Raw genomic sequence first — 14696 nt, forward strand, 5'->3', positions numbered from 1 at the left:
TATGCCCTGAGCCCGGCTCCGTCCAGTGGGGAGGCGTGTGTCCGTGTGTCGTCGGCCTGTGCCCTCCGCTGCCGTTCGGCCGGCTAGCGCAGGACCGATGCGATGAGGAACGGGGCAGACCGGCCGGCGATCAGCACCGGCCCGGCTTTGATGATCCCGGCGGGGTATCCACGCGACCTCCCGAGCGCCCTGCTCCGGGCCGCGCGCGACTTCTCCACCGCGGGCGTCGTCGAGATCGGCCCCGACGGGCGGGAGACGCGACTCGACTTCCCGACGCTGCTCGAGCTGGCCGCCCGGATCCTGGCCGGGCTGCGCGCGAACGGCGTACGGGCCGGTGATCCCGCGGTCGTGCACTGCACCGAGCCGGTCGGGTTCTTCGCCGCGTTCTGGGCCTGCACGCTGGGCGGCATCCGGCCGCTGCTGATGTCGCCGTCGCCCGAGGGTGACACCACTGAGGAGGGCCGCGAGCGGCTCCACAAGGTCACCGACCTGCTCGGCTGGGCCGTGCTCATCGGCCGCCCGTCGGACCTGCCGAACGATCTCGGCCTGCCTGTGCTCGATCCGGACGCTTTGGCTGGGCACGAGCCGACGACAGAGTTCCACCGACCGGCTGCGGACGACGTCGCAGTACTGATGATGACGTCGGGCAGCAGCACCGGTACGCCGAAGATCATCCAGCTGACCCATCGCGGTCTGGTGGAGTTCGCGGCCGGTACGCCGGCGATGCTGCCGGTGCGACCCGGGCAGACGACCCTCAACTGGCTGCCGCTGGACCACAGTGGCGCCTTCCTGCTCTACCACCTGCTCCCGGTGTTCACCGGCTGCACCAACATCCACGTCGCCACCGACTGGGTTCTCGCGGACCCACTGCGCTGGCTGGACCTGATGGACCAGCACCGGGTGAACCACTCCTGGTCGCCGAACTTCGGGTACCGGCTGGCGGCTGCGGCGATCGCGGGTGAGCCTGACCGGCACTGGGACCTGTCGGCTCTGCGCAGTCTCGTCAGTGGTGGCGAACAGATCACCGTGCCGGTGATGAGCGAGTTCCTGCGGCTGACGAACCGCTTCGGCGTCGTACCGGAGACGTTCGTCGCGGCGTGGGGGATGACCGAGACGGTCACCGGCATCACGTTCGCGCGACCGGGTCTCACGCCCAACGTGCACCGGGTGCGGATCTCGCAAGCCGGCGTGGTCGAGTGGGTGGACCAGAGGACGACGACCGGCAAGGTTGCCGTCGCCCGGCCGGGTAAGGGGCGCACGGACGCTCCCGGCGTACTGAGCCTCGTGTCGGTGGGTGCACCGGCCCCTGGGGCGACTGTGCGGATCGTCGGTCCGAACGGCGCAGTACTGCCGGAGGGGCGGATCGGGCAGCTGCAGATCGCGTCCGCTCGGGTGACGCCGGGGTATCTCGGCAATCCGGATGCGGACCGTGCTGCGTTCCCGACGGGGAACTGGCCGGCGCGCAAGTGGCTGGCGACAGGTGACCAGGGGTTCATGTCCGGCGGGCAGGTGGTGATCACGGGTCGCGACAGCGAACGGATCATCCTCAACGGGCAGACGTACTACGCCCACGAGATCGAGGCCGTCGCGGCGACCGCTCCTGGCGCTGAGGCGGGGTTGGTCGCGGCGTGCGGGGTGGCGGACGCGGCGCTTGGGACTGAGCGTCTGCTGATCTTCTACGCGTTGTCGTCCGAGTCGGCGGAGGGCGTCGACGAGGCGATCCGCTCGATGGTCCGCGGTCGACTCGGCCTGGACGCACGCGTGGTCGGCGTACCGCGCCGGCACTTCCCGACAACCCCCGGCGGCAAAATCCTCCGCCCCCTCCTGAAGCAACGCTGGCTAGACAACACCCTCGAGACGGCCCCCGGCCCGTATGCGACCCCGCCGACAGCCTCCCCGTACGGCGACCCCATCCGAGTCGGCTCGATCCCCACGTCCCGCGCGGACTTCGACGAGGACGCCAGCGAACAAACCACAGAACTCCCAGTGATCCGCCTAGCCTGGCACCGCACCCTCCAAGACTCCATCCCCACCCCACCGTCCCGCCCCACCCTCGGCGCCAACCGCCTAACCACAGACCCCCCACCCCCACCAGCAGACGCCCTCTCCACCGGTACTCCGGGATCTGACCCGGCCGACGCGCTCTCCACCGGTACTCCGGACGCTGACGCGGCAGACGCGCTCTCCACCGGTACTCCGGACGCTGACGCGGCAGACGCGCTCTCCACCGGTACTCCGGACGCTGACGCGGCAGACGCGCTCTCCACCGGTACTCCGCACTCTGACGCCGCGGACGCCCTTTCCACCGGCACCCCGGAGCCTGCCGAGGCCGGCGCACTCTCGACCGACCTGCAGGAGGCCGCCGACAGCCTCTCCAGCCCAGCCTCTGCAGACTCGACCACCGACACCGCCGAGGTCTCAGCGCCGCACACAGCCGACGCGCTCTCCATCGAGTTGCCCGCCACCGAGCGCGCCGCCGCTGACCCGCGCACGCTCACCCCGGAAGCGTCCTCCACCGAGCCCACCGAGGATCCCGACGACGAGTCCGACGCTTTCTTCAACAGCGCCGCCTTCTCAACCCGCACAGCACCCCCCACGGCCCCCGCAGCCCCCGAGCAGCCGGAGCCGTCGCCACCCCAGCCAACCGCCGAAGCCCCGGCCCCCGCCCCCGTCCCCGCGGACCCCACGTCGGACCTCGACGACGAAACCACCCAACTCCCGGCCATCCGCCCAGCAGCCGACACCACCCCCAAGCCCCCCACCACCGACGCACAGACAGCTGAAGCCTCCGAGACCGACGCACCGACGACTGATGCCGTCGACAGTGCCGAGGCACCGCCTGCTGATGCCGAGAGCAACGAGCGTGCGGCTGCCGAGCCCGCCAGCGCCGACGCGCAGACGGCTGTAGCTGCCGAGGCCGACGCACCGACTGCTGCGGCTGACAGTGCCGAGGTAGCGCCTGCTGATGCCGAGAGCAACGAGCGTGCTGGCGCCGACGCACCCACTGGTGCGGCTGACAGTGCTGAGGTGCCGGCGCCTGATGCTGTGGGCGGCGAGGCTACGGCTGCTGAGCCCGTCAGTACCGACGTACCGACGGCTGTAGCTGGCGAGGCCGACGTACCGACTGCTCCGGCTGACAGTGCCGAGGTAGCGCCTGCTGCTGCGGCGAGCGGCGAGGTCGCCGCTGCCGAGGCCAACGGACCGACAGTTGCGGCTGACAATGCCGAGGTACCGACTGCTGACAGAGCCGAAGGACCGGCTGCTGATGCTGCGAGCGACGAGATTGCGGCTGCTGAGCCCGCCAGCACCGACGTACCGGCTGCTGAGTCCGTTGGCGACGACGTGCAGTCTGCAGAGGACGCGGACGTTCCGCTCGCGTCGCCTGACGAAGCGGCTGCCGAGAAGCCCGCGGATACGACAGCCGACCAGCAAGCCACCGCCGACAGCTCCGAGGAGGCCGGCGAGCTTGCCGACCCGGAGCACCCCGCCGCGGTCACGGTCGATGCCACGGACAGCAACGCCGAGCCGGAAGCAACAGACTCGCCCACAGCCGACCACCAGCCGGAGGCCGAGGCCGAGCCGGTCCAAGGCGAGCCAGTCCAAGACAAACCTGCTCAAGACGAGCCAGCTCGAGACGAGTCTGCCACGGCAGACGCTTCCTCGGACGCATCGGTCGAGGCGGAGCCCGCAGCCGAAGCACCGACCCCCGAGGCCGCCGCCACGGACGTGCCGCCCGCTGCGGACCCGACAGGCGAGGGGCCGGCACCCGAGCGACTTGCTGCGACCGACGCAGCAACGGCCGAGGAGCCTACGGCCACGGCAGCTGAGGCCCAGGAGCCCGCCGCCATCGAGGCAGCGACGGCGGACGAGCTTGCTGTCGCGGAGGCAGTTGAGGCCGAAGAGTCTGCCGCCACCGGGGCAGTTACGGCCGAGGAACCTGCCGTCGCGGAGGTGGCTGAGGCTGAGGAGTCTGCCGGCGCGGAGGTAGCTGCAGCCGAGGAAATCGCTGGTGCCGAGACGGCGGCTGAAGAGTCGACTGTTGGTACGGCGTCGGGTGCGGTCGCTGACTCGAGCGGTCGGACTGACGAGGCCGAGGAGCAGGCTGCGGCAGCGCCCGGAGTACAGCCGGCCGAAAGTGTGGAGCCCGCTGCGGACGAGTCGGCCGCGGAAGAAGCTGAAATAGCCCTCGCGGATGAGGACGTGGCTGATGCTGCTGGGGAGACGGCCGCGGACGCTGTGGAGTTCGGCGTTGACGAGTCGGCTGAGGGCGAGGGCGAGACTGCTGTAGGCGCGGATGTCGTCGCGGAGCAGTCTGCGGTGGAGATGGCGACCGCAGAAGCAGTTGCTGCTTCGACGGGAGCGGACGCTGACACCGGCGAGGTCGCGGACGAGTCGTCTGAGACGCCGGCTGCGGTGGAGTCCGCGGAGCAGGAGAAGCAGCAGGCTGAAGGCTCAGAGTCTGCTGTGGAGACGGCTGTTGCGGAAGCAGTTGACGCTGCCGCCGGGGATGACGCAGCAGTCGACGCGGCTGATGAGCAGGTTGTGGTGTCCGCAGTACAGGAGGCGGATGGTGCGGACAAGCCGGTAGCCGAAGCGGCTGAAGACGTCGGTGCGGATGCTCTGGAGGAGGCTGCAGCGGACCCGGCTGCACCTGTTGTGGATGAGCTGGCTGCGGACGGGTCTTCTGAAGGCGTCGCAGTCGACGAGCAGGTTGATGGCGCGGTGGGTGCGTCGGTGGAGCCTGTGGCGGAGCTGGTGGAGGGTGGCGCTCCCGACGGTGCCGAGGCCGGTGCAGACCTGCCTGCGGCAGAGGCTCTAGACGGTGCGGAGGTTGCTCCCGTTGAGGAGTCGGCTGCTGAGTCTGTGGCTGGCGAGCAGGTTGATGCGGCGGGGCTTTCTGTGGTTGAGGTGCCTGCCGCGGGTGTCGGGGAGGCAGCGGGGCGGGTTAGGGAACGGCCGGCTGCTGGGGTTGCTGGTGTTGGGGACGTGGTGGCTGGTGGGGGTGTGGGGGAGCGGGCTCGGAAGAAGGGCGCTGGTCGGGGTAAGGCTGGTGTGGTTGAGCCGGTGGCTGTGGTGGGGTTGGCGGGGCGGTTCCCGGGGGCTGGGTCTGTTGAGGAGTTTTGGGAGAACCTCCTCGGTGGGGTGGAGAGTGTTCGGCGGTTTTCCGAGGAGGAGTTGCGGGAGGCCGGTGGGGGTGAGGCGTTTGGGGACGAGGAGCTTGTTGCGGTTAGCGGGGCGTTGGATGACGTTGAGTTGTTCGACGCCGCCTTCTTCGGGCTGAGCGATCGTGAGGCTGAGCTGACGGATCCTGCGCAGCGGCTGTTTCTTGAGGTTTGCCAGCAGGCGCTGGAGCACGGCGGGTACGCCGGTACGTCGGGCCGGATCGGCATCTTCGCCGGCTCCGGCATGAACCTCTACACCCAGCAGAGCCAGCCGCCTGACTATCTCGCGACGCGGGTCGCGTACCGGCTCGGGCTGACCGGGCCGGCGATCGGCGTACAGGCTGCTTGGTCGTCTTCGCTGGTGGCGGTTCACCTTGCCTGTCAGGCGTTGCGCAGTGGTGACGCGGATCTCGCGCTCGCCGGCGCCGCCGCGGTGCACGTGCCTCAGGCAACGGCTTATCACGCGAGTGCTCGCTCGATCCTGTCGCCGACCGGCCATGTCCGCGCGTTCGACGCGGACGCCGATGGCACAGTCGGCGGCAACGGAGTCGCCGCGGTGCTGCTGAAGCGGCTCGACCAGGCGGTCGCCGACGGCGACACCGTGTACGCCGTGATCAAGGGTTCCGCGGTCACCAACGACGGCGGCCCCGCCGGTCAGGTCGAGCTGGTCGAGCGCGCGCTCGAGAAGGCCGGCGTACCGGCCTCGTCGCTCAGCTACGTCGAGGCCAACGCGACCGGTACGGCGGCCGACGACACCGTCGAGTTCCGCGCTCTCACCGCGGCGTTGCGCAAGCACACCGACGAGGTCGGCTTCTGCACGATCGGTTCGGTCAAGCCCAACATCGGCCACCTCGACAGCGCCGCGGGCATGGCTGGCCTGATCAAGACCATCCTGATGCTGCAGCACCGCACGCTGGTTCCGACGATCAACTACAGCGCGCCGAACCCAGACCTGGCCGTTGCCAACAGCCCCTTTGTGGTCGGCACCGAGGTCCGCGACTGGGAAGCCGGTACGCCGTTGCGCGCCGGAGTCAGCGCACTCGATGCCAAGGGCACCAGTGCGCACGTGATCCTGGAAGAGGCGCCACGCCAGATCCGTCGCGGCGAAGACGGCCCGGTCGTGCTCCCGCTCTCCGCGCCGGACCCGGCCGCCCTTGCCGACCTGGCCGAACTGTTCCGCGCCGAACTCGAGGAAGGCACAGGTCAGCGCCTGATCGACCTCGCCGGTACTGCGGCGATCGGCCGGCCCGCGCATCGGCATCGCATCGCCGTCGCGGGTTCCTCGGAGGCCGAGCTGGCCGAAGCGCTGTCGACCGCTGCTGCTGCCGAAGTACCGCGTGGTGGCCCCGGGCCGCTCGGATTCGCGTTCACCGGGCAAGGTGCCGCCCGCCGAGGGATGGCGGCCGGTCTTGCTGTGCGCTTCCCGGCCTTCCGCGCCGTGCTCGACGAGTGCGACAAGGTCTACGAAGAGGAGATCGGCGGCAGCCTGCTGGAGTTGCTGCTGACGCCGGCCGGCTCGGATGGGGTTTGGCCGACGGAGACCGCGCAACCGGCGCTGTTCGCGTTCGAGCTGGCGCTGGCGCGGTTGTGGCAGTCGTTCGGCGTGCAGCCTGCATTGGTGATCGGGCACAGCGTCGGCGAGTACGCCGCACTGTGCGTGGCCGGGGCGTTGTCACTGTCGGACGGCATCAAGCTGACCGCGCAGCGCGGAGTACTGATGCAACGCGGGACCGCGCCGGGCGCGATGGTCGCCGTACGGGCGGACGCTGATCGGGTTCGGGAGTTGGCGCAGACTCCTGGCGTGGAGATTGCCGCAGGCAACGGTCCGCAGTCGTTCGTGCTGACTGGTTCCGAGGTGATCGTCGGGCAGCTGGCCGAGCAGCTCGACCGGCTGGAACTCAAGTGGCAGCGGCTCGAGGTCGACCGCGCGTTCCACAGTTCGCTGGTCGATCCGATTCTCGCGGACTTCGCCGAGGTCGTTGCCCAGATCAAGCTCAAGCCGTTGCGCATGCCGATGGTGTCGAGCTGGTCGGGGGAGTTGCTGGAGAGCGGTACTGCGCTCGATGCGGACTACCTGGTCGGTCAGCTTCGCCAGCCGGTGTTGTTCGGTGACGCCGTCGAGGCGTTGACGGCCGCCGGGTGCCGGCGATTCCTGGAGCTCGGGCCGGACGCAGTACTGAGCCCGGCCGGTCGGCGGATCGCGCCGAACAGCACGTGGATCCCGGCGCAACGGCTCGGCCAGGACCCGGTGCTGGCGACGATGAACGGGCTGGCCGAGCTGTACGAGCAGGGCACCGAGATCGCCTGGGCGAAGGTCTACCCGGAGAGCGGACGCGTACCGCTGCCGACGTACCCGTTCCGCCGGGTGCACCACCCGGTCGACGCGTCGGCCCGTCCGGTCGCGCTGAGCCAGCCGCCGGCGGTCGAGGAGCTCTCGATCGAGCGGAGCGGGGCGGCGCTGAAGCGCATCCCGCTCGACCCGCCCACGCCGAACGGCGCCGTCGTACCGGCGCTGGAGGAAATCGAGACCCACGACCTGTCGCCGTTCGCGATCCCGGCCGACGACGACCCCGACCGCCGTACTCCGCCGGCCGGCGCTGACCTGGTCGAGACCGCCTACGTACGCATGCTTCCGCCCGCCCACACGTCAAACGGCAAGGTGGCTGAGAGCACGCCCGCGGAGCCTGTGGCTGAAAACGAAGTGCCCGCGGAGATCGCTGAGCCAGCCGTTGATGACGCGCCTGCAGCCGAGGCGCCCGCCGAGAGCAGCGCGCCCGCGGATGTTTATCGGGACTCGCTGGAGGTTGTGCTCGATCTGACCGGAGAGCAGCTCGGACTGGATCCGTATGACCTGACGGTGGATCACACGTTTGCCGAACTCGGCGCGGATTCGCTGTCGATGCTGCGGGTGGTCGAGGAGGTCGGGCAGCGGTTCGAGGTCGAGCTTGCGGTCAGTGAGCTGTTCGGTGAGCTCAACACCCCGCACAAGCTCGCGTCGGCTGTTGCCTCGCGCAAGCAACCGGAGGGTGACGAGGTCGACCCGCTGGAGCTGCTCCGTTCGCCGGCGGACGACACGCAGGGCGGCGCTGACGAGCCCAACGCAGAAGCACACGCAACCGGATCAGATCCCCGTACTGCGCTTGCGGTGCTCGGCTCTGGGCTGGCTGAGCTGGCGGCGAAGGTGGATGCGGCAGCGTCGGCGACAAGTGAGGCGGAGTTGCCGGGTTCGGGCATGGCGGCGTTGATGTCGCAGCAGTTGCGCATTGCCGGGCAGTTGGTCGACGGCGTGACGAAGCTGATGCACGAGCAACTCGCACTGCTCAACGAAACAGCACAGAAGTTTGAGAGCAAGCCGGCGCCTGCAGTACCGGTCACTACAGACGCGAAGAGTGAGGAAGAGAAAGCTGCCAAGGCCGCGGTTGCGGAGGAAGACAAAGCAGCGGCCGCGAAAGCCAAGCGGGTAAGGGATCTGGAGTATTGGGAGGCCGTGCTCGACGGGGCTCAGCCGCTGGTGCTGCCGACCGACCGACCGCGTCCCGCCGGCGACGACGTGATCGCCACCGTTGTCCACGAGCTCGACTCGGAGCTCGGCGACGCCGTCTTCGCGTTCAGCCGTGACCGGCGGGTCAGCCCGCTGATGACGATGCTGGCCGGGGTCGGAACGGTGCTCGGCCGGTTCGCCGCGCAGGACGACATCACCATCGGCACGGCGGCCCTGCGCCACCCTGGCGACACCACCCCGCAGCCGGCCCTGCCGCTCCGCCTCGACCTCTCCGGCGAGCCCGACCTCGGCGATCTCGCCCAGCGCGTGCGCGAGATCACCACGGCCGCGGTCGACCACGCGACCGTCGATCTCGCGGTACTGGAGCGGGATCCGCTCTTCCAGGTCCTGGTCGAGTTCGAGGACGGCGACGACGAGTTGGCGGCCGGCCTCGACATCCGGTTCCGGCTGGCGTACCACGGCGGCGGCATCACCTGTACTGCGGACTACCGCGCCGGCCTCTTCGACGAGCTGACCATCAACCGACTGCTCGCCTACCTCGAGGCCGTACTGCGCCGCGCGATCGAGGACCCGCGACTCCCGTTGCCCGAACTCATGCTCCCGATCGATGACGACAAGTCGCTCCTCGCCGAGTTCGAAGGCGAAGCGGCACCAGCAGGACCGATCGGCCGGGTACGCCGGGACGCCGTCGTCGCCGGTGAACTCAGCGGGCTGCACACCCTCTTCGAGCAGCAGGTCGCCAGGACTCCCGACGCCATCGCGCTGATCCACGGCGACCGCGAGATCTCGTACGGCGAACTCGATCGCCGGTCGAACGCGGTCGCCTGGCAACTCGTTGACCTGGGCATCAAACCCGGCCAGCTGGTCGCGGTCAGAGTCGCCCGCGGCGCGGAGCTGGTGGTCGCAGTACTGGCTGTGTTGAAGTCCGGTGCTGCTTACCTGCCGCTCGACCCCGGCGTACCGGAGTCGCGTTGGTCCTTCATGACAACGGATGCAGGCGCCGTCGCGCTGGTCGGCGATGACGCCGCGCTGGCCGATCGGCTGAACCTGCGGCTCGTGCCCGTGGCTGCTGGTGATGGCGATCTGCGCGCGAAGCAGGCACCGCCGGTACGCGCCGCCGCGGATGACATTGCCTACTGCATCTACACGTCCGGCTCGACGGGGAACCCGAAGGGCGTGGCCGTACCGCATCGCGGGCCGGTCAACCTGATCCGCCACTACCTGCGGACGCGGCGATCGCTGCGCACGTTGCAGTGGACGTCGTTCGGGTTCGACGTGCACGTGCAGGAGATGTTCACCGCACTGGCATCCGGATCGGCCTTGGTGCTGATCGGCGAGGACGACCGGTACGACCCCGACGCGGTGGTCGCGGCGCTGAAGGACCACGCGGTCGAGCGGCTGTTCATGGCGTTCACCCCGCTGACCGCGCTGCTCGCGACGATGCGCAAGCTGCCCGAGCTCCCGGCGCTGCGCGAGATCGTCGCCGGTGGTGAGGCGATGGTGCTGACGCACAAGATCCGCGACTTCCTCGCGGCGCACCCCGACTGCACGCTCTACAACGAGTACGGCCCGACCGAGGCCTCGGTGGTGACCACGATCCACCAGGTCGACCCGGACGAGGACCGCCCGTCGATCGGCCGGCCGATCGACAACGTGGTGGTCCGCCTGCTCGACGAGGCACTGCGGCCGGTACCGGTCGGCGCGATCGGCGAGATCCACCTCGGCGGAGTCGCCGTGGCCCAGGGCTACCTCGGCCGGCCGGACGAAACCGAAACGGCCTTTGTCAGCGACCCGGCGCATCCGGGCGGGCGCCTGTACCGCAGCCGCGACCTCGGCCGCTGGCGTGCCGACGGGTCGCTGGACTACCTCGGCCGCGCCGACGACCAGGTGAAGATCCGCGGCCACCGCGTCGAGCCGGGCGAAACCGAGCACGTACTGGCCGACCTACCCGGTGTGATCGACGCCGTCGTCGTCGCCTGCGCCGACCCCGCCGGCGACACCTGCCTGATCGGGTACGTCGTCCTGGAGGACAGCGACCCCGCAGTACTGGCAAACCTGCTGCTGGAGCTCACCAAGGAGCTGCCGATCTATCTGGTACCGGCGGACCTGATCCCCGTCGAGGACCTCCCACTCGACGCCAGCGGCAAACTCGACCGCTCCAGGCTGCCCGCACCCGAGTGGCTCGGCTAGTGCCCTGCGGGCGCTAGGACCCCGAAGAAGTCGGTTCTGCACCGTGGACGGGGTGTTGGTCCGGTGGCTGCCCTCCCGCAGCCTCTGGCTCACCGTCCGCGGTGCAGAACCCGCGCTCGATCCTCATCCCTCCTGAGGATCGACCGCACCTACCTCGACTACTCGCCGGCGGAGCAGCGCGAAGGCGCTGATCATGCAGATGAGCAGGGAATAGACGGCCCAGACCGATCCGACGTCGCCGAGCTCGGGCCCGTTCCCCCGGGAGCCGAGGACGACGACGGCGGTGACCGCGACGAACGCGATCAGTGGGCCGCTCCAGCCCAGCACGCCCATCCGGACCGGGTGGTCGGACTCGGACTGTTCGTCCAGGGCCGAGCCGGTGGAGAGGGCGCGTCCCCGCAGGGACTCGTGCAAGGCTGCGACGCCGCTCGCGGCGGCGACGTTCAGGAGCAGCAGGCGGCCGGCGACCTCGCCGAGCGCGCTGCCGCCGGGGCCGACCGTGCCGTACACGACGGCGTACAGGTCGACCGGGACGGTGGCCGCGGCCGCGAGCACGACGACGGACTGGAACAGCCGCGGGCGGCGTACCGACGCGCGGAGCAGGCCGTGGCTGGTCGTCGTGGCGATCACGAGCGCGGTGAAGAAGAGTGCGAAGACGATGAGAACGACGACGTCCATCAGGACCTGTCCCTACGGTCGAGCGTTGCCCCGGACAACGCTGGTGGACGTGCGTACATCGGTACTGCGGTTGCTTGCGCGAGCGGCGAGGAGTCGCCTCCTCGCCACCCACGCAAACGGTCAATCCCTGGCATGCAGGCCCCCCTGATTGCCCACGGACAGCGTGCCCCCACTCCATCCATCCGTTGCATCGGAAGAGCAGGGGTCGCCGTTACAAGGATTTCGGCAATTGCGTAAAAACTGCGCAAAATTGCTCAGGAGACCCCTTTCCGCACGACACAGTTGTGTGCGAAGGGTCCCAGCCCGTCGTCGAGGGGACGGGGTGGCGCCAACTGCCGGGTGGGCTACCCCTGCGCGCTCCCGGACCGGTGAGCGGTACTGGCCGGGGGCAACAGATCCCAGCCGAGCCGGGCGGCGCCGATCAGGCCGGCGTTGTCGAGCTGGGCCGGTTCGACGGTCAGGTCGGCGACGAACGGGAGCTGGGCCAGTCGTTTGACCCAGCGCTGCACCGGGTCGAACAGCACCGGCCCGGCCTTTGCCACTCCGCCGCCGATCACGACGGTCGTAAGGTCAACGGTGACAGCGGTGGCAACGATGCCCGCCGCGAGCGCCTGGGCGCCGTCGTCGAACACCGCGAGGGCGATCTCGTCCCCGCCGGCGGCGTCCGCGGACAGCACCGCCGCGTCGACCTCCTCGGTACTGCGCCACCCGCGACGCTTGGCCCGGGCAACCATCCGCGGGCCGCTCGCGTAGGTCTCGACGCAACCGTACGACCCGCAGGCGCACGCCTCGCCGTCCAGGTCGACCACTACGTGCCCGAGGTGTGCCGCGTTGCCGGATTGTCCGATCATCGGCTGTCCGTCGATCACGATGCCCGCGCCGACGCCGGTGGAGACGACGATGCCGAGCAGGCTGCTGACGTCGCGTCCGGCGCCGGTCCAGAACTCCCCGAGCGCGAAACAGTGCCCGTCCACACCCAGCGTCACCGGTACGTCGCCGACCAGTTCGCGGACCCGGTCCACGAGCGGAAAGTTCCGCCAGCCGGCGATGTTCACCGGCGACACCAGCCCATGCTCCTGATCCAGCGGCCCAGCAGACCCGATCCCGACCGCGAGAGGCGCGGCCACCGCAGAACCGCCCCCCACAGATCCGCCCACCGCCGAGCCGGCGTCCCGCTGGACCCGGCCGATCAGCTCGGTCAGTGCGGCGAACACGTCGTCCGCGCCACCGGCCGGGGTGGCGATCCGGTCCGCGGTGACGATCCGGCCGTCGGCGGACACCATCGCGGCGGCCATTTTCGTGCCGCCGATGTCGATGCCCAGCACCGTGCCTGCGTGGTCGCTCATGGTCCCCCCGTCAGTCCCGGTGCGGTTGGTCGGTCCGGACGTTCGCTGCCACCCGGAGCTGCTCGGTGCTGATCGGCAAGGTCACTGTGCGGGACTCCGTCGTAGGGCGGCCTGGTCGGGAGACAACGTTATCTGTAACCAGCCCATCCGGCGAGGCCTAACCCCTGCTAATCGCGCTGATCCCGCAGGTGAGCGCTGGAATCATGCCATGACAAAGGTTGACAACGATGGCCTCTCAAGCGCTCAGGTGACCGCAAATGCGTGCTCGTCTCGCTGTCCGTGACGGCGTGAGGTAGCGCCCTCGGGACGAGCGCGAGAGGGTAGGCCCCATGAGTGACCAACTGGATCGTGACGCGGCCGGCGCCCTGATCGTCGGCTTCAACGGAACCACCGCCCCCGACCAGCTGCTGCGTGCCGTCGCCGCCGGACTCGGTGCCGTCATCCTGTTCACCCGCAACGTCGAAAGTGCCGAACAGGTCGCTGCCCTGACCACCTCGCTGCGGGCCGAACGGCCCGACCTGGTGATCGCCATCGACCACGAGGGTGGCGAGTTCAGCCATCTCGCCCCCGCCAACCCCTGGCCGCTGGCGTCACCCCGTGCGCTCGGTGAGCTCGACGACGTCAGCCTGACCCGCGCCGCGGCTCGCGACGCCGCCGCCACCCTCGCCTCGCTCGGGATCGACCTGATGCTGGCGCCCTCGGTGGACGTGAACAGCAACCCGGCCAACCCGATCATCTCGACCCGCTCGTTCGGTACGTCGGCCGATGTCGTCTCCCGGCACGGAGTCGCCTTCGTCCAGGGCGTCCAGGACGCCGGCATCGCGGCCTGCCCGAAGCACTTCCCCGGTCATGGCGACGTCGCCGTGGACTCCCATCTCGCGCTGCCCCGGGTGGACCGGTCGATCGAGCAGGTGACCGCGGTCGAGCTGGCGCCGTTCAAGGCCGCGATCGAGGCCGGCGCGGACGTGATCATGAGCGCGCACATCATCTTCTCGGCGTACGACGACCAGCCGGCCACCCTGTCGCGGCGGATCCTGCACGGGTTGCTGCGCGAGGAGCTCGGCTTCACCGGAGTGATCACCACCGACGCGCTCGAGATGCAGGCGATCACCGCGACCCGGTCGATCGAGGATGCCGCCGTCGCCTCGATCCGGGCGGGTGCGGACCTGGCGATGATCGCGATCGGTGAGGCCGATCCCCGCACGCTGACGGCTCGCCTGGTCCAGGCAGTCGGCGACGGAACGCTCGAGGCGTCCCGGCTCGCGGATGCCGCCGGCCGGGTGCGCGCCCTGGCGACCACGCTCGCCGCGCGACCGCACCAGCCCGGCCTCGACGGCGCGCCGACCCGTGAGGTCGCGGCTCGCACCGTCACCGGGCAGGACTTCCCCGGACTGGGCGGATCGCCGTACGTGGTGGATCTGACCCAGGGCCTGCACCCGGCGTGGAATCCGTACTTCAGCGGTCTTCCGGAGGTCTTCGCCAAGGTCGCGCCGGGCTCCGCAGGCGTCGTACTGCGAGGCGACGACGACGCCGCACTCTCGGATGCTCAGGCAGCCTCGATCGGGCGGCCGCTGGTGGTCGCAGTCCAGGATGCGGTCCGTACTCCGTGGATGCGCGCCGCTCTGCAGAAGCTGCTCGAGAGCCACGAGGGTGACGTTTTCGTGCTCTGCACGGGGATTCCGGAAGACCGGGCCCTAGTGCCGGCGACCGTGCCGACGGCTGTCACCTACGGGCGCAACCTCGTCGTTCTGGAGGCGGCCGCACAGCTACTGACTCGCGTGCCATAAATCCTATATCCTATTGCGACCCCCAGTTCGA

General features: G+C 69.8%; 4 protein-coding genes. 2 read left to right on the forward strand and 2 right to left on the reverse strand.

From position 1 onward, the window contains the following. Positions 1 to 102 precede the first annotated feature (102 nt). Positions 103 to 10854 carry an amino acid adenylation domain-containing protein gene (locus ACQPYM_RS15900; RefSeq protein WP_433021319.1) on the forward strand — a complete coding sequence of 3584 codons (10752 nt, stop codon included), beginning with the start codon at positions 103 to 105 and terminating at the stop codon, positions 10852 to 10854. Positions 10855 to 10977: 123 nt separating this feature from the next. Here the strand turns inward: ACQPYM_RS15900 and ACQPYM_RS15905 are convergent, their stop codons facing one another. Together ACQPYM_RS15905 and ACQPYM_RS15910 are read right to left on the reverse strand one after the other, a co-directional pair. Further along, positions 10978 to 11532 (reverse strand): hypothetical protein, encoded by a 555-nt coding sequence (locus ACQPYM_RS15905; protein WP_433021321.1) that lies wholly within the window; start codon positions 11530 to 11532, stop codon positions 10978 to 10980. Positions 11533 to 11876: 344 nt separating this feature from the next. Further along, on the reverse strand, positions 11877 to 12878 hold the full coding sequence (locus tag ACQPYM_RS15910) for an ROK family protein (RefSeq protein WP_433021323.1): 1002 nt from the start codon (positions 12876 to 12878) through the stop codon (positions 11877 to 11879). Positions 12879 to 13207: 329 nt separating this feature from the next. On the opposite strand from ACQPYM_RS15910, the gene nagZ reads away from it, so the two are divergent. After that, complete coding sequence (nagZ, locus tag ACQPYM_RS15915) at positions 13208 to 14665, forward strand: beta-N-acetylhexosaminidase (protein WP_433021325.1); 1458 nt, start codon at positions 13208 to 13210, stop codon at positions 14663 to 14665. The last annotated feature ends 31 nt before the right edge of the window (positions 14666 to 14696 follow it).

It is taken from the genome of Kribbella sp. CA-294648, assembly GCF_050943845.1.
GTDB lineage: Bacteria > Actinomycetota > Actinomycetes > Propionibacteriales > Kribbellaceae > Kribbella.